The sequence below is a fragment of the Lacrimispora sp. YZC11 genome, from assembly GCF_057543815.1.
This window is the reverse complement of the sequence record NZ_BAAJYQ010000005.1, coordinates 87252-103737: the sequence shown is the minus strand read 5'-3', so window position 1 is coordinate 103737 and position 16486 is coordinate 87252. Positions and strand designations below refer to the sequence as shown.

The window sequence follows — 16486 nt, the reverse complement described above, 5'->3', positions numbered from 1 at the left end:
AGAGGAAAAGCATATGGGAGAAATCAAAAATAATCCGCAGATGGCGGAGGAGATTGCAAGAAAGACGGAGACTGAAACAGGAGAATGTTGTTTGACTCTGGCATCTACAAATGCCTGTGAAGATGTGTGGGCGGAGGAGTGTTTCACAGAGAGCTGGCAGAAGGGAATCAGGGATACGGAACAGATGAAGATCCATGTTTCCAATGCATATGGCTATATCCGGCAGATCAGTGCAACATTAGAAGAGGCGGACCAGACGGCGGCAAGCCGTGTGTTAAAAGGGATCTCTTTTGGCTCTCAGATAAAGGGAGGCACTGGTACCGCATCTTCCCTTTTTGAAAACCTTCCGGGAAAGGAGAAGTGGAGATGATGGAGAAGGAGGAACTATACGTTTGGTATCAAACAGAACTTAACCGTCTGGAAGAGGAGAGAGAAATCTATGAAAGGGAAGCCGGGCGGTTTGAGGAGGAGAAGGAACTAACGCGGGCAGAGAGCGGAAGAGACCGGGGATATGTGGAACGGTTGATTGCTTCCTGGGGAGAATGCCAGGAATCCGGAAGCATGAGGAGTGAGTTTGAGGAATCCGTGGAGGAAGAGTACCGGGAGCTGCGCCGCCAGGAGGAAGCACTTGCTGAAAAGCACCTGCATATTCGGAAGGAAACAGCTTGCTGTGAGGAACAGTATGAAGAAGAACTGCGGAAATTTGCAGAGGAGGAATGCTGAATGGGTGTGAAGGTTTATCCCAGACGTGTAATCGACCGGGCCAATGTGACAGACCGGGAGCTGGGCCGTCTGGCCGGGCATGTGAGAGGAATCAGGACCTCACTTGGAATGCTTGGAAATGTTGGGAGATTATCATTAAAAGGACAAGCTTGGGACAGTGCCAGAAGCTATGTGGAAGAAGTAGAGATGCCTTACTTAAATACAAAGCTTCAATGGATCGAAGCTATGAAGAATGGAAATGCCAGATTTCGAAGTGAGGCCCAGCGTCTTCCTGGGGTCAACTGTCTGGATAAGGATCTGCTGGAGGAGGAATTTGATTATTGGGAGGATCGTCTGGACCGCGAATATGACAGAGAGCATCCCAGAAGTTCGGTAATTAGCCGGTGCCGGAGAATGATCCGGGACATCAACAGCAAACTGGTGGCAATCGATGTTTTCGTACAAGCCACAGGTGGAATCTATGACCGGGCAGGAGTGATTCAGGATATCTTGGACCGTGCAGATACGGAGATCAAGGAAGTGAGCTATAATCCACAGACGAATGAGATCCAGTTTACTTCGGTCAGCGTCATCTGTAAAAAGGGATTAGAACAGGTAGACATGATGGAGGTAGTAAAGGTCACTGGTCTGTCGGAAGAACAGATCCGGGAAGCCATGGAATATGGTTTTACAGTCCAGGAGGTCTGTTCAGCCTGGACGGCAGTACAAAACTCCAAGAAAAAGAAGTGGAGACATGATGTAGTCGAACTGCTTTATGTGGCGGGGAAAGCGGAAAAGCTGGAACCGGTTGACTGGAAAGAGGTCGTACATAGCTACAAGGAAAATTTACAGGAAATCTATGAATGGATCAGGCAAGAGAAAGAGAAAAATATCATATCAGAAATTGGATTGCTATGGAACAGCAGTAAGGATAAAGTATGGGACGATGTGATGGAGAAAATCCCTGGTATGAATCAATATTATATTTCAGAAGATGAAAGTGCTTCAAATTATGAACATAATAAAGATTTATCCATTCCAGACGAGGCAGTTTATCAGGGAATGATTATTGATCAAGGCAAGATGAATGAGTACAAATACGGAAACGATACCAGTGAAAATAATGGATGTGGCTGGATTGCAACATACAATGTGCTTCAGGTTTTGGGAAATCCCCAAGAAGCAGAGGATATTATCAGGAGTTATGAGAAAAATGGTGTTTTACTAGGGGGTACTTTGGGTACGAATCCATATGGGATTGGAAAACTGTTTGTAGATTTCGGGTACCAAGTGGATTATACTATCACCTCATTTACACCTGAAAAAGTATCAGGGCTGCTTGGTGGAGTGAAATCTTCGTTTAATGATGACTTTTCAGGAGATGTGAATATCGTAGTTTATGCAAGAAATAACTGGAGTGCCCATTATGTCACGTTTGTGGATGCAGGGGACGGGAAATATCAATTTTATAACGATAGATATGGAGGAAAGGAGGATATTAGAACCTATGAAGAATTTGTCAAAGAGAATAATGAGATGGTCACGTCCATGGTTATTTCTATTAGTAAGTAGTTTGCTTATAAGCTTAACTGGTTGTTCCGTGGATATCTATGCTAAGAAAGGGATTTTTCGCTTTGAAAATGCATATCCTCAAGATATGTTGCTACATGAAGAACTCTTTTGGGATAAAAGGACTGAACCCATAGAGGTTCAGAAAGGCTTATTTATAAAAAACAGTAGCGATGACAAACTGATTTGCTTTCTGGACGATAAGCAGAATATGATAGCTTCACTTCCTGATCGTGCTGAGAACGAAATTAAAAACTTACGGATATTAAAAGATGAATCTACTTACTATTGTATCATTACCATATGGAAGCAAGCTGCCCATACTCTTAGAGATAAAGCAGTGATTGCAAGCGATATTATCATTTTTTCGGGAACAGGGGTTCCAAGCAAAATAGAATTAGGTGATCAGGAATATGCCCTGCTGATACGTGGGAGTGATTTGTATTATTATTGCAAAAAGAAGGTTTATAAAAAACCATTGGATGGTGGAGAAGCAGTACTGCTAAAAGAGCTGGAGTTTCCTATTGAAGAAGATGAAGAGAACTACTTCCGGTATATACAGTTTGTTTACACTCCGGATCAGGTTGAGATTTATTTGAGTACAGACTGGTTGGGTAGAAAAGGCCGTGCGGATATGGTTACTGTACTATTGGATACGATGTTTTTTGATTAGGCATTTTATTGAGAAGAGTGCGGGACGATTTTATTGTATGTCAGAAGAGGTGAACCTGGTATCAAACAGAACTTAACCGTCTGGAAGAGGAGAGAGAAATCTATGAAAGGGAAGCCGGGCGGTTTGAGGAGGAGAAGGAACTAACGCGGGCAGAGAGCGGAAGAGACCGGGGATATGTGGAACGGTTGATTGCTTCCTGGGGAGAATGCCAGGAATCCGGAAGCATGAGGAGTGAGTTTGAGGAATCCGTGGAGGAAGAGTACCGGGAGCTGCGCCACCAGGAGGAAGCACTTGCTGAAAAGCACCTGCATATTCGGAAGGAAACGGCTTGCTGTGAGGAACAGTATGAAGAAGAACTGCGGAAATTTGTAGAGGAGGAATGCTGAATGGGTGTGAAGGTTTATCCCAGACGTGTAATCGACCGGGCCAATGTGACAGACTGGGAGCTGGACCGTCTGGCCGGGCATGTGAGAGGAATCAGGACCTCACTTGGAATGCTTGAAACCGCATTTATGGATGAAGGTCGGGTTGCTGTTACGACATCAGGAGTGAATGTTGTTGTGAGCCAAACGCCAAGTTTATTAAAACAATTCGTTAGACTGGGTGCTACAAAGGGACTCCCCATCATAGGAGGTGTTTTTGATTATGCCATAATGAGTGCTCAAGGAGAAGAATTAGGAGATGCGGTGGTAAAAGCAACGGCTCATGCAGTTATTTCCGCTGGTGCTGGAGCAGCAGGTGCTAAAATAGATGTAGCAGTAGGGGGAGCTATAGGAAGTATTATACCTGGAGCGGGTACTGCTGCTGGAGCGGCAATAGGCGGAGTAATTGGATTTGTTGGCGGTATATTCGGCTCAAAGGCTTTTGACGATGTTTGGGACAACAGAAAAGAACGTGGAGAAAAGGTATCAGAAGTAGCGGATACAATAAAAAACAATCTTGTGGAAGCGAGTGGAAATATTATTGAGTCAGTGAAAGGCTTTGTAAGCGGATTTAACTGCTTAGGGTCAGTTTTTGGATAAGGAAAAAGCAATTATTATTAAGGTTGAAGAGCAAAAATTATATTTTTTCAAAGAACAGAGTGTTTACTATTATTATTGTGACAATTTTGATCCTGTTAGTAGGAAGTCGTTGGTTTTTAACATTACAACCATAAGTATGGTTAGCGCTATAGTTGGTTCACTTTGTAACACGATTTTTGGCAATCAAATACTACAATTGATCATTTTTTCAAATAATCTTATGGCAAGATTTGCACTACTTATAGGTCTCGTAATATTGTTTTATTTTTTAGGGAATCGCTATATTCAAAAAAATACACGACTGCCAGAAGTTAATAATGCAGATATATACTGGAAATCCGAGAATTATCTTGAGGTATTACGGTCAACATATAAAGGAAATAGCATCATTGATATTACGATGATACTTACTGGTATTTTTTGCATTATTTTCAGTACGGTATTCTTATTTTCTGGAAATCTTGTTGCCTTGGCCTTGAATTTAGTAGTATCATTTACTTTTATTCTGCTAGTTAAGGCGATAAGAATTAAGTATGAAGTTTCTGGAACAGACTTAGTTTTTAATTATCGTATAACAAGAAAATTACTTAAAAAGTTGAAAAAAGAAGAGATGTTTTAAATATAGAAAAACAATATATTCTTCCAATTGGGACGGTTGTCCAAACTAAAAATGGAAATGTGAAATTGATGATTGTAGGACGTGCGCAACTTTTTAATAATAATGGTACGATTGGTTACTTTGATTATTCAGCCCTTATCTATCCAGAGGGAGTCGCAAAGGAACAGGAGTTTACCTTTTTTAACCATGAGGATATCAAGGAATATATTTTGAAGGCTATCGTGATGATTTAGAGATAAAATTTGCTGAAAAAAATGATTAGAATATTCAAAAATCACCGTATCCCAAATTAAGGTTAGAATATAACATTTCTTCAAAAGAAGAAAAGCACGAAATAAATAAGAAAGAATAAGTGGTTGCTGAAAAAATCTTGCGTATTTGTAATATACGAAATATTGTGAGGAATGTATGGGGGAGATTGTGCAGGAGGAGTAAATCATGGGTGTGAAGATTTATCCCAGACGTGTAACGATCGGGCGAATGTGACAGACCGGGAGCTGGATCGTCTGGCGGAGCATGTGAGAGGAATCAGGACCTCACTTGGAATGCTTGGAAATATTGGGAGATTATCATTAAAAGGACAAGCCTGGGACAGTGCCAGAAGCTATGTGGAAGAAGTGGAGCTGCCTTACCTAAATACAAAGTTACAATGGATCGAAGCAATGAATATGGAAATGCCAGATTCCGAAGTGAGGCCCAGCGTCTTCCTGGGGTCAACTGTCTGGATAAGGAATTTGATTATTGGGAGGATCGTCTGGACCGCGAATATGACAGAGAGCATCCCAGAAGTTCGGTAATTAGCCGGTGCCGGAGAATGATCCGAGACATCAACAGCAAACTTGTAGCTATCGATGTATAGTAGGTATTGCTACATCATTTGTGGTAGACAATGCTTTTAATTGGATAAAAGTAAATGAAGGTCAAACTTTGCTTGAATGGACGAAAGAAAAAGTTGGAGATGTAACAGAGGGAATAGCACAAGGAGCAGCAGATTTAAGTGATAGTGTGAAACAAGGCATAGGAAATGCAATTATCGGACTATCTGGTTTTTTCAAACAACCAAGTGTTGTTTGGGGAGGATGATAATGTATGGAATTTAAGATCAGCAAGAAAGAATTGTGTGTACTTAATAGTTTTTTGAAATCTATAACTATTAAGGATAGTTTATATCAAGATAATATAAAAGTAGGAGATGATGAAAATGCAGAAATAATAGAAGCATTATATAAAAAGGCTCTTTTACATAAAGACACAAATGGAAATTTTAAGCTTGCAAAAAATGTATTGCCATATCAGAAAGTATTTGATTTTGCTGATTGTAGAGTTTTAAATGTAATTGAAATAACCGTTGAAAAGGGAACAGAATATGAAGTTGTGGACATTTTTTCTATAAAGAAAGGACATATTGGCGTTTGTGTTGATGGTGGAGAGAATATTTACTTAAAATATTTTGACTTAGATTCTTTAAATTTAGCTTTGAGTGAATATTTGAATGTGGATGAAATAACATCAGATGATCCATTGCCTCCATTTATTCTCACTTTATCAATGAAAAATTTAGAAGCTTTTTTGACTTTATATGAGAAAAATCAGACAGAAGCAATTAATCAATATTCTAAAATATTTGGCGTCACCAGCCAGGAATTATCAATGATTGCTTCTATTATTGTTAAAAATGAAAGTCCCACATATTTTATTGTACAATCTGAGAAAGATACATGTTTATATAAAATATGCAAGAATAATGGGGTTAGTATTGTGATTTGTAGAAAAAAACAATTCATGCAAGAAAAAGTTTTAATATCTCATCAATATGTAAACGATTTTGTTAAATGGCTGGGGATAAAAAGGGGGTTTTTATTTAAGAATTGATTTCAACTCTATTTTCCTTTTGGCAGACCTAAGGCGAATCCGGACATCACTTGGAATGCTTGGAAATGTTGGGAGATTATCGCTAAAAGGACAAGCCTGGGACAGTGCCAGAAGCTACGTGGCGGAAGTGGACAGGCATCGGGAAACGGAACTGACATCACTCTTTAAACGCCTCTATGAGGATAATGTGTTGGGGCGGGTGACTAATGAACAGTTTTGTATGCTGTCCGCTGATTACAACGATGATCAGAAGGTACTGAGGGATGCAATTCCTGCCAAGGAGGCCAGACTGCAGAAGCTGACAGACTCTGCCTCCAATGTGGATTCTTTCATCGACAAGGCCAAGCGGTACACCGAAATTCAGGTAAAAGTTTTTCTTGAAGCAATGGAAACACTGAAAAGGCCGCCGGAAAACCCAGGCGGCGTGTCATACTCCGACACCACGCCGCCTGGGAGCCTGCTGTTTAAGCATTAGAAGTCTCTACAGCTGTTTCAAGAGTGTGCCACGGCATAGCCGCACACTTTACCCGCGCGGGCAGATTAGAAATACTTTTCAATGCGGCGGCTTCTTCAAGCGGCTCCAAGTCTTGGTCATTTGTTATTTTACGCTGTATCATCGCGGTAAACAACTCCGCGAGACTTTTTGCCTCAGAGAGAGACTTTCCTTTTATCAAGTCAATCATCATTGAAGCTGATGCCTGGGAAATCGCGCAGCCTGTTCCTGTAAAGGAAGCGTCCATGATCCGGCCATGGTCGATCAGCAGCTCAAGTTCTATCTCATCCCCGCAGCTTGGATTTTTCCCCGCCAGACTAACGCTGGCCTGTTCCAGATGGCGGCGGTTTCTTGTGGATGTGCTGTGTTCGGTGATTATTTCCGTATAAATATCATTTAGCTCCAAGTTTCAACACCTCCCTAACCTTGCATATGGATTCTGCCAAAACGTCTATATCTTCTTTGGTATTGTAAAAGCACAGGCTGGCCCGGCAAGTGGCGTTTACGCCCATATGCCGCATTAGCGGATGAGCGCAGTGGTGTCCTGAACGTATTGCCACGCCGTCCGCGCTCAGTATTGTTGATACATCATGGGGATGCGCTCCGTCAATATTAAAGGAAATGACGCCCGTGCGGTTATGGCCGCTTTCCCGGCCGTAAACTGTAACGTATGGCATGGAATTAAGCCGAGCAAGTGCATATTGGGTCAGCTCATTTTCAACCTCTCCAATCCGCTCATAACCGATATTTTCCAGATAATCAATTGCCGAGTGCAGGCCAACTGCACCCTCCACGTTTTGTGTACCGCCCTCAAATTTCGCGGGGCCGTCCGTGAAGGTGGCGGTCTGCTCGCTCACATCGTCCACCATCCCGCCGCCGAACAGCAGCGGCCGCATTTTGCTCAAATGCTCTTTTTTTGCGTACAGTACGCCGATCCCCATCGGAGCATACAGCTTATGGCCCGAAAATGCCAGAAAATCCACGTCCAGTGCTTGCACGTCGACCTGCATATGGGGAATGCCCTGCGCCGCGTCCAGCACGACAACCGCGCCGGCCTCATGTGCCTTTTTGATGATTTCCCCAATCGGATTAACGATTCCCAATACGTTAGAAACCTGCGCGACAGCGACGATCCTGGTCTGGGAGGTTATGTTTGCGGCAATTTCTTCCTGCGTCAGCTTCCCGTTTTCATCGGTGTAAAGATACCGGAGCCGTGCGCCTTTTGCTTTTGCCACAGCCTGCCACGGGATTAAATTGCTGTGATGTTCCGCGATGGAGATCAAAATCTCATCGCCTTCCTGGAGGATATCCATGCCATAAATGCCGGCTACAAGATTGAGGGATTCGGTGGTTCCTTTTGTAAACACGATTTCCTCTGGACTTCCCGCACCTATAAAGCCTGCGACCCTTTCCCGTGCGGTTTCGTAAAGCTCCGTTGCCTTCTCACTCAAGGGATATGCCCCGCGGTGGGGGTTGGCGTTGTAGTGCTCGTAATATTTTCGCACGGCTTCAATCACCTGCGCGGGCTTTTGGGTGGTTGCAGCGTTGTCAAGATAAACCAATCTTTTTCCGTTTTCCCAGCTGTTTTTAAGCAGAGGAAAATCATCTGAGTAGTTAGTCCGCATCGTCCAGCACCTCCTGAATAAATAAGGAAATTTCTTCCCGCAAGCTGTCTGGCTCTATTTTTTCCAAAACAGAATTGAATGACGCCAGCGCAACCAGTTTACGCGCCTCGCTTTTTCCTATACCGCGGCTCATCAGGTAAAAGAGCTTGTTTTCGTCAATCTTGCCGGTGGTGGTGGCGTGTTGCCCTTCCACGTCATCTTCACCGCACAAGAGCAGCGGTGCAGAAAGATTGATCGCATCAGAGCCGAGTACCAACACGCTTTCTTCTTCCCGGCCTTTAGCTCCTGCCGCACCGGGAAGAAAATCCAGCGTACTTTTTGCCGCTTTGCGTGCCTTGTCCAGCAGCGCGCCACGGACGTTTATATTACCCTGCGTGTTTATTGCCTTGTATTCAATACGGTAATTGAAATCCAGCGCCCTTTCGCGGTTTACGGCGTAAGCGCCGTCCAAATCAGCGGACGCGCCATTTCCTGTTAGCTGGACACTGCAGCCGGAAACGGATTTTTGTGCCCCTGCTTCAATCAGAACCACATGCGCGGCTGCCCCTGTATCCACGTTTACCTCTGTTGCGTCAACACCTGTATGATTCTCCGCCAATCTTTGCGCCTTTATCAGCCTGATATTTGCGTTAGCTTTTACATTAAGCGTTGTGTATCCACAGTGGAAACAGTTTGCGCCGCCGTCCGATGCATATCTCAGAACCACGGTTGCGCTGCTTCCGGCTTCCGCGCTGATGAACAACTCATCCGCGAGCAGAGCGTTGCTGCCGTCGAGATGAAAGTCCAGCACAATCGGTTCCTTTGCCACGAACCCTGCCGGGATCGTGATATGCAGGCGGTAATTGCAAAACGCCGCTGCGTATCCCCTGGTATCCCGAAGGCTGGCCGGAGGATTTTCCGTTACTTCCAATGCAGGTTCACGGCTAATCCGGATCCCGGAATATTTCTTTTGCAGTGGATTCCCGGCATAGGCGGGCATTCCGTCAAGATCGATCACTACGGACGTATCATTTATTTTAAGCGTGTTCCATGTTGGATTTTGCAGCTTGTTAAGCCTTTCTAAAGTATGATTCATGCCAACCTCCTCTTAACCGATGCCGCCCTCAAATTCAAGGGCAATCAGCCTGTTCATTTCCACGGCGTATTCCAAAGGAAGCTCCTTTGTAATAGGTTCCACGAAACCGCGGACAATCAGCGCCTTCGCTTCATTTTCGCCAATCCCCCTCGTCATTAAGTAAAAAACCGTTTCCTCACTGATGCGCCCGATTTTTGCTTCATGTCCGATATCCACTTCGTCATTTCGTATATCCATCACAGGGATAGTGTCGGAGCGGCTCTCGCTATCCAGCATGAGGGATTCGCAGCTTACGCTGGACTTGCTGTTTTTCGCTTGGGGCAAAACAGTAACAGCGCTGCGGTAGATGGCTTTCCCACCGTTTTTGGAGATGGATTTTGACGATACCGTGGATGAAGTGTTCGGTGCGGCGTGAATTACCTTAGTTCCGGTATCCAGCTCTTGCCCCGCGCCGGCAAAGGTGATACCCGTAAACTCGCTTCTGGCACCATCTCCCCGCAAAATACTGCTGGGATACAGCATGGTGATATGGGAGCCAAATGTGCCGGAAACCCACTCAATTGCGCCGTTTTTTTCCACTGCCGCGCACTTTGAATTGAGGTTCATCATATTCCTCGACCAGTTTTCGATGGTAGAATACCGCAGCGTCGCGTCTTCTCCCACATAAAGTTCCACACAGCCGGCGTGCAGATTCAGCGCGTTATACCGCGGAGCGGAACAACCCTCAATGAAATGAAGCCGTGCACCTTCCTCCAGAATAATCATTGTATGCTCGAACTGCCCGGCTCCCGGCGCGTTGAGCCGGAAATAGGATTGCAGTGGCATATGAACCTCGATACTCTTTGGCACATAGACAAAGGACCCGCCCGACCAGACCGCTCCGTGCAGCGCCGCGAATTTATGTAACGTGGCGGGAAGCAGTTTCATAAAGTGTTTTTTTACGATATCCTCGTACTCATGGAGTGCGGTATCCATATCGGTGTAAATCACACCCTGCTGGCGCATTTCTTCTTTAATGCTGTGATAAACAACCTCAGAATCATACTGTGCTCCCACGCCGGAGAGAGCCAGTTTTTCCGCTTCGGGGATGCCCAGCCGGTCGAATGTCTGCTTGATTTCATCGGGAACCTCGTTCCAATTATCCGTCATCTTCATATTTGGGCGGACATAGGTGACAATATTATTTATATCCAATTCGTGAAGGTTTGGCCCCCAATTTGGCAATGGCAGCCGTTCATAGACGGCAAGGGATTGTAATCGGTGTTCCAACATCCAGCGAGGTTCGTTTTTTCCTTTTGAGATATCGGTAACGATTTCCGCAGTCAGCCCCTTATCTACCTTATATGAAGCGTTTTCCGGGTTCGCAATATCATAGGCGTCACGGTTGATTTCGGCGACCTGCGTCTTTTTACGTTCCATCATGACACCCCCTTGGCCGCTTCGGCGGGTGAGAGAGAAGTGAATCCGCTGCGATTCACCTCATCAATCAGCGAGGCGTCTCCGGTTTTGATAATCTTCCCGTCAATCAAAATATGTACCATATCAACACTGATATTTTCTAAAATTTTCGTACTGTGAGTGATAATCAGCAAAGCGTTTTCTTCGTTTTTATAGCCTCGCACACCCTCTGATACCGTTTTGACAGCGTCGACATCCAGGCCCGAATCTGTTTCATCCAAAATAGCCAGCTTTGGGTGAAGGGCCAGCATCTGCAATATCTCATGTTTCTTCTTTTCGCCGCCCGAAAACCCGACGTTTAAATACCGTGCAGCGTAACTCTCGTCAAAATCCAGACGCGCCATAAGCTCTTTTAATTCCTTGTGGAAGTCCCAAGCCCTCTCGTTGTTACCGGTAACCGCAAACCGTGCCGTGCGCAGAAAGCTTTCCACGGTGATCCCGTCTACTTCCTCGGGGTTTTGAAATGTCATGAAGATGCCATTTCTCGCTCTTTCATCTGTTTTGGTATAGGTGATGTCTTCGCCTTCAAATATGATGCGGCCTTCCGTCACCGTATAGCCCGGATGACCCATGATGACGCTCGCCAGCGTGGATTTTCCCGCGCCGTTCGGTCCCATAATTACATGGGTTTCTCCTGGGTTTATTGTCAGATCAACTCCCTTGAGGATTTCGTTGTCACCTACATAAGCCCTTAATTTCGAAATAGTAAGCATGTCTTATTCCTCCTTCCTTTCTATATTGTTTCTGCAGCCAAAGCCTGATTGACAGGCAAACTCACTGATAGGCATACATTCCTTCACTTTTTCAAAAAAATCCAGAATAACTCTTGCGTTGGCATCGCTGAGAGAGCAGAAATATTGACACAGCTTTTGGTTGGCTTCGCTATGGTATTCCTGATGCCCCAGCCTTGCCTGTTCTCCCTCCGATGTAAGCCTGTAATATTTCTCTTTTTTATTTCCGGGCATTTTATATCGTTCGATCAGCTTCTTTTCTGAAAGCTTTGCCGTCATCTGTGTAATCGCACCCTGCGTGACGCCCATAATTTCCGACAACATGCGGGCATTTGCATCGGGATGCTCATAAATCGCATCAATCAGGCTCATTTCTGCGTGATACAGCAAATGGGATTCGCTATACTTCTGAGGGCTTCTCTGCTCATCCGTGATCATAGCTATAACATCAAATAAGTTTCCAACTAATTTGCACTCCATGTTCTTTTCCCTCTCAATCCATTGTTTCACCCCAAAGCCGCTGCCATGCCCACAATGTTCCAACATTGGGATGTCCTCCCGCATGAGCTTCGGAGAACAGCTCCTCTACAACAACATACATCATGGCACCTGCCTCAAGCGCTAAAAGCAAACAGTTATTTTATGGTCGATTTCAGCTTTACTTGCGGATTTAGTATAGCACCTAAAGAATCTGCTGTCAATATACTTTAGCTGCTAAAGTATATTGGCCATCAGGATATTTCTAAGAATATTTTATATTTCATTTTGAAGACTTTTTGTAAGCAACCGGTAATCTTTTAATGATTGAATCCGTCTATTTATATGAAGTTTTTTTCATTAGTTTTGAACCAGATTCTTACAATGCTTTGTATGCGGTTTCAATTATACAATCATAATATAAAATGGAGGAGTCATACAAGATAGACTACTTGATGATTTATTAACAGACAATATTGTGAGAAATGCATTTTAAAAAATAATAAATTACATTATAGTAAAAAATATGCACAAATAAATAGATTTGAAATATATAAATTAAACAAAAAAACAAAAACGAACATATAATACATAAACGGTCGTATAACGCTCTTGAAAAACTTGTATTGTAATGATATTATCTACATGTAAAGATAAGTACGAACATAATCGATCATAAAACGATCGTAAAAAGTAAAGGAGGATGTTTGGATGAGCAAAGTCGAAGAAATCACAAGGGAAAGCTGGATCATGAGCACGTTTCCTGAATGGGGAACCTGGCTGAATGAAGAAATTGAAAATGAGACAGTGGAACCTGGAACAGTGGCTATGTGGTGGCTGGGCTGTACAGGCATGTGGTTTAAGACGCCGGGCGGATGTAATATTACTGTGGATTTGTGGTGTGGAAACGGAAAGCGTTCTCATGGTAACGGAAAAATGGCTGAGGGACATCAGATGGCAAATATGTGCGGCGCAAGAAAGATGCAGCCTAATTTAAGGGCGGTTCCTTTTGTCCTTGATCCATTTGCTGTTAAGCATGTAGATGCGGTACTGGCAACTCATTACCACCAGGATCATATGAGCCCGGAATATGCTGCCCATGTGATCCAAAGCAACATGTCAACAGTGGATGAGAATGGAAAAGAAATTCCGGTTCCTTTTATCGGCCCTAAGAAATCCGTTGAGCTATGGCAGAAATGGGGGGTTCCGGCAGACCGCTGCATTACGGTGGTGCCCGGAGACAGCATCAGGATAAAGGATATTGAAATTGTGGCTCTGGATTCTTTTGACAGGACCTGCCTTGTAACAACGGATTCCACCGGCCCGGACAGGGAGGAGCTGACAGGAACGTGTCCCATGGATATGGATGAAAAGGCGGTAAACTATTTAATCAAAACTCCTGGAGGAAATATTTATCACAGCGGCGATTCCCATTACTCCATTTACTTTGCAAAACACGGAAAGGATCATGACATTGATGTTGCCTTTGGCTCATATGGAGAAAATCCGGTGGGAATGGCCGATAAGATGACCTCCTGCGACATCCTCCGCATGGCTGAAGCCTTAAGATGTAAGGTGGTGATCCCCATCCACTATGATGTATGGACCAATTTTATGGCAGATGTGAATGAAATCAAAGTGCTCTACGACATGAAGAAGGACCGGCTGGGTTATAAATTCCATCCATTTTTCTGGGAAGTAGGAGGAAAATACGTTTATCCCAGGGACAAGGACAAGCTGGCTTATCACCATGAAAGAGGCTTTGAGGATTGCTTTGAAGCACCTCAGAATATTCCGTTCCGTTCACTTTTGTAATCAGGAAAGAGGAGAAAACATGCTGAGAGATTTTGTGGAGAAGAAACATTATAAATTTGCCCGGGAAGCAAAGGATTGGGAGGATGCAGTCCGGATGAGCTGTGAGTGCCTGGAGGATGACGGGACGGTAGAAGGAAATTATAAGGAAGAGATCATTGCCTGTATTAAAAAATACGGCCCTTATATCATTGTTTTGCCGGACATTGCCATGCCGCATTCCCAGGAGGGAGCAGAAGGCGTACACAAAACCAGTATCGCCTTTATGAAACTGGAAAAGCCGGTCAGCTTTGATGCAGGGGATCCGGAAAAAGATGCACAGCTTTTCTTTACGCTGGCCTCCTGCAATCCGGATCAGCATCTGGATAATATGACCCGGTTATCGGAGCTGCTTAGCAATGAGGAAGTGATTGCTGAACTGAAAAAAGCCAAAGATTCAGAGGATTTGCTGCGGATTCAGGAACGATATTTGGATTAAGGAAAAGGGGAGAATACGATGGATATTTTAATGAAGGTATGGACTTTTTTTGCCACAAACGTATTACAGCAGCCGGCATTTATGATTGGTCTGATCGTTATGATTGGGTATATCTTGCTGAGAAAACCGTGGTATGATATACTTGCCGGGACTTTAAAAGCGATCGTGGGTTATTTGATCTTAATGGTTGGTTCCGGAGGACTGGTCAATAATTTCCGGCCGGTACTGGTAGGATTAAAGGACAGGTTCCAGATGAATGCCATGGTAATTGATCCTTATTTTGGTCAGAATGCTGTAACGGCAGGCGTAGGGGAAGTGTTTGGGAAAGGTTTTGGGGATGCGATGATCCTGTTGTTCATTGCATTTATCGTCAACATTCTACTTGTCCGTTTTTCAAAATACACCAAGCTGCGGGCACTGTTTACCACCGGTAACGTTCAGGTCCAGCAGGCTGCAACCGCATACTGGCTGATCATGTTTGCCTGTCCATTCCTGTTAAATAGAAGAGTTGCCATGCTTGCGGTAATGGCCCTTCTTTTAGGCGCATACTGGGCAGTGGGTTCAAACCTGACAATCAAGCCCTGCCAGGAGGTTACGGATGGAGCTGGTTTTTGTCTGGCTCATCAGCAGATGTTCGGCGTTGCAGTCAGCTACTATCTTGCAGGCAAGCTGTTTGGGAAAGAAAACAAGAAAAACAATGGGAAAGAATTTAAAAAGATTGAAGATATTGAACTGCCAGGTTTTATGTCCATTTTTAACGACAATATGGTTTGTACTTCCATTTTAATGGTTATCTTCTTTGGAGCGATCCTCTGTATCCTTGGCAGGGATTACCTGATTGAAGGACAGTTTATGAAAGAGGGAGCCAGCATGTTTTTCTATGTCCTTCAGACCTGTTTATATTTTGCAGTATATCTGGCAATTCTGCAATTAGGGGTACGTACCTTTGTGGCAGAGCTGACAGCCTCTTTCCAGGGAATTGCAGAAAGAATTCTCCCCGGCTCAGTTCCGGGAGTAGACTGTGCCGTAATCTTTGGATTTGGAGCAGCCAATGCCGTGACTTTGGGATTTTTAGCAGGCTTTGCCGGACAGATTCTGGCCATTGTGGCGCTGATTCTGTTAAAGAGCCCGGTGCTTGTTATATGCGGTTTCGTTCCCGTATTCTTTGATAATGCAACCATCGGAGTTTTTGCAAATGAAAAGGGCGGATTTAAAGCAGCTCTGCTTCTTCCCTTCTTATCCGGTTTATGCCAGGTATTTGGTTCTGCCTTAATTGCAGGCTGGGTAGGCATGGCAGCCTATGGCGGTTACTTAGGAATGTGGGACTGGGCGGTCATATGGCCGGTATTTACCGTTATCATGAAATATTTAAGCTACATTGGTATTGGAATCGTACTGGTTACACTGCTTGCTATTCCGCAGATCCAGTATTGGAAAGATAAAAAGGGTTATTTCCTTATGACAGAGGATTATGAAGCGTATAAAGAATTAAAGGCAAACAAGGAATAAATTTAAGGAGGATTTTCATCGTGGCTGGTAAAAATTTAAGCTTTTTGGTATGTTGTGCAAATGGGGCAGGCTCAAGCCTGATGGCACAGATGACTTTGGAGAAGGTGCTGAAGAAGCATAATATCAAACCGACAAAGGTGCATCATTGCGCCCTTTCAGAAGGAAAAGGGTCAGCGCCCCAGTACGATGTGGTGGTCTGTGCACAGAACTTTAAAGATATGTTTGCAGATGCCGAGAAAAAAGGCATTAAGGTCGTAGGACTTAAGAATGTGATGTCTGCTCCTGAGATTGAAACCAAGTTTAAAGAGCAGGGAATCATTCAGGAAGGTTAATTAATAAGAGTTTCGCCTGCCGGAGGTTTTCAACCGGCA

22 protein-coding genes are annotated in these 16486 nt (G+C 44.2%); 16 read left to right on the top strand and 6 right to left on the bottom strand.

From position 1 onward, the window contains the following. The first annotated feature begins 13 nt into the window (after positions 1-13). From AC27IJ_RS03635 to AC27IJ_RS03580, 12 genes are all read left to right on the top strand, one after another. The gene (locus AC27IJ_RS03635; protein ID WP_312448604.1) at positions 14-370 is read left to right on the top strand and encodes a hypothetical protein; all 357 of its coding nucleotides are present in this window, start codon (positions 14-16) and stop codon (positions 368-370) included. After that, positions 367-723, top strand: a complete 357-nt coding sequence (locus AC27IJ_RS03630; protein WP_487147513.1) for a hypothetical protein — start codon at positions 367-369, stop codon at positions 721-723. The genes AC27IJ_RS03635 and AC27IJ_RS03630 overlap by 4 nt, the downstream gene beginning before the upstream one ends. Beyond that, positions 724-2274, top strand: coding sequence for a hypothetical protein (locus tag AC27IJ_RS03625; RefSeq protein WP_487147511.1), 1551 nt, complete (start codon positions 724-726; stop codon positions 2272-2274). Next, positions 2210-2944: a hypothetical protein gene (locus AC27IJ_RS03620; RefSeq protein ID WP_312503358.1), complete on the top strand. Its 735-nt coding sequence runs from the start codon at positions 2210-2212 to the stop codon at positions 2942-2944. The genes AC27IJ_RS03625 and AC27IJ_RS03620 overlap by 65 nt, the downstream gene beginning before the upstream one ends. A gap of 176 nt (positions 2945-3120) precedes the next feature. Further along, on the top strand, positions 3121-3330 hold the full coding sequence (locus AC27IJ_RS03615) for a hypothetical protein (RefSeq protein ID WP_312448620.1): 210 nt from the start codon (positions 3121-3123) through the stop codon (positions 3328-3330). Further along, the gene (locus AC27IJ_RS03610) at positions 3331-3966 is read left to right on the top strand and encodes a hypothetical protein (RefSeq protein ID WP_487147509.1); all 636 of its coding nucleotides are present in this window, start codon (positions 3331-3333) and stop codon (positions 3964-3966) included. Then, on the top strand, positions 3959-4585 hold the full coding sequence (locus tag AC27IJ_RS03605) for a hypothetical protein (RefSeq protein ID WP_487147507.1): 627 nt from the start codon (positions 3959-3961) through the stop codon (positions 4583-4585). Before AC27IJ_RS03610 ends, AC27IJ_RS03605 begins: the two co-directional genes overlap by 8 nt. Before the next feature lie 2 nt (positions 4586-4587). Beyond that, positions 4588-4818, top strand: coding sequence for a DUF4176 domain-containing protein (locus AC27IJ_RS03600; protein ID WP_487148036.1), 231 nt, complete (start codon positions 4588-4590; stop codon positions 4816-4818). A gap of 171 nt (positions 4819-4989) precedes the next feature. Beyond that, the gene (locus AC27IJ_RS03595) at positions 4990-5382 is read left to right on the top strand and encodes a hypothetical protein (protein WP_487147505.1); all 393 of its coding nucleotides are present in this window, start codon (positions 4990-4992) and stop codon (positions 5380-5382) included. A 7-nt stretch (positions 5383-5389) separates the two neighbouring features. Next, positions 5390-5668, top strand: a complete 279-nt coding sequence (locus tag AC27IJ_RS03590) for a hypothetical protein (protein ID WP_487147503.1) — start codon at positions 5390-5392, stop codon at positions 5666-5668. A gap of 6 nt (positions 5669-5674) precedes the next feature. Further along, the gene (locus AC27IJ_RS03585; protein WP_487147501.1) at positions 5675-6457 is read left to right on the top strand and encodes a hypothetical protein; all 783 of its coding nucleotides are present in this window, start codon (positions 5675-5677) and stop codon (positions 6455-6457) included. Between the two features lie 55 nt (positions 6458-6512). Next, complete coding sequence (locus AC27IJ_RS03580) at positions 6513-6932, top strand: hypothetical protein (protein ID WP_313152694.1); 420 nt, start codon at positions 6513-6515, stop codon at positions 6930-6932. On the opposite strand, the gene sufU is transcribed toward AC27IJ_RS03580, so the two are convergent. The 6 genes from sufU to AC27IJ_RS03550 are packed head-to-tail and all read right to left on the bottom strand — an operon-like array spanning position 6922 to position 12385. Then, positions 6922-7356, bottom strand: a complete 435-nt coding sequence (gene sufU, locus AC27IJ_RS03575; RefSeq protein ID WP_487147498.1) for a Fe-S cluster assembly sulfur transfer protein SufU — start codon at positions 7354-7356, stop codon at positions 6922-6924. The two genes, AC27IJ_RS03580 and sufU, sit on opposite strands and share 11 nt — an antisense overlap. Next, positions 7343-8575 (bottom strand): cysteine desulfurase, encoded by a 1233-nt coding sequence (locus AC27IJ_RS03570; protein ID WP_487147496.1) that lies wholly within the window; start codon positions 8573-8575, stop codon positions 7343-7345. The genes sufU and AC27IJ_RS03570 overlap by 14 nt, the downstream gene beginning before the upstream one ends. Next, positions 8565-9650: a SufD family Fe-S cluster assembly protein gene (locus tag AC27IJ_RS03565; RefSeq protein WP_312446735.1), complete on the bottom strand. Its 1086-nt coding sequence runs from the start codon at positions 9648-9650 to the stop codon at positions 8565-8567. The genes AC27IJ_RS03570 and AC27IJ_RS03565 overlap by 11 nt, the downstream gene beginning before the upstream one ends. Positions 9651-9662: 12 nt before the next feature. Then, positions 9663-11069: a Fe-S cluster assembly protein SufB gene (sufB, locus tag AC27IJ_RS03560; protein WP_487148034.1), complete on the bottom strand. Its 1407-nt coding sequence runs from the start codon at positions 11067-11069 to the stop codon at positions 9663-9665. After that, positions 11069-11821, bottom strand: a complete 753-nt coding sequence (gene sufC, locus AC27IJ_RS03555; RefSeq protein ID WP_312503347.1) for a Fe-S cluster assembly ATPase SufC — start codon at positions 11819-11821, stop codon at positions 11069-11071. Before sufC ends, sufB begins: the two co-directional genes overlap by 1 nt. 3 nt (positions 11822-11824) lie before the next feature. Next, complete coding sequence (locus tag AC27IJ_RS03550; RefSeq protein ID WP_312503346.1) at positions 11825-12385, bottom strand: MarR family winged helix-turn-helix transcriptional regulator; 561 nt, start codon at positions 12383-12385, stop codon at positions 11825-11827. 642 nt (positions 12386-13027) lie between these two features. Between AC27IJ_RS03550 and ulaG the strand changes: the two genes are divergently transcribed. From ulaG to AC27IJ_RS03530, 4 genes are read left to right on the top strand one after another with little or no spacing between them, the layout of a single operon-like run. Continuing rightward, a complete protein-coding gene (gene ulaG / locus AC27IJ_RS03545; RefSeq protein ID WP_487147492.1) occupies positions 13028-14131 on the top strand; it encodes an L-ascorbate 6-phosphate lactonase in 1104 nt (367 codons plus the stop codon). 19 nt (positions 14132-14150) lie between these two features. After that, positions 14151-14606, top strand: coding sequence for a PTS sugar transporter subunit IIA (locus AC27IJ_RS03540; protein WP_487147490.1), 456 nt, complete (start codon positions 14151-14153; stop codon positions 14604-14606). Between the two features lie 18 nt (positions 14607-14624). Then, a complete protein-coding gene (gene ulaA, locus AC27IJ_RS03535) occupies positions 14625-16115 on the top strand; it encodes a PTS ascorbate transporter subunit IIC (protein WP_487147488.1) in 1491 nt (496 codons plus the stop codon). Positions 16116-16135: 20 nt separating this feature from the next. Next, on the top strand, positions 16136-16447 hold the full coding sequence (locus tag AC27IJ_RS03530; protein ID WP_312446723.1) for a PTS sugar transporter subunit IIB: 312 nt from the start codon (positions 16136-16138) through the stop codon (positions 16445-16447). The last annotated feature ends 39 nt before the right edge of the window (positions 16448-16486 follow it).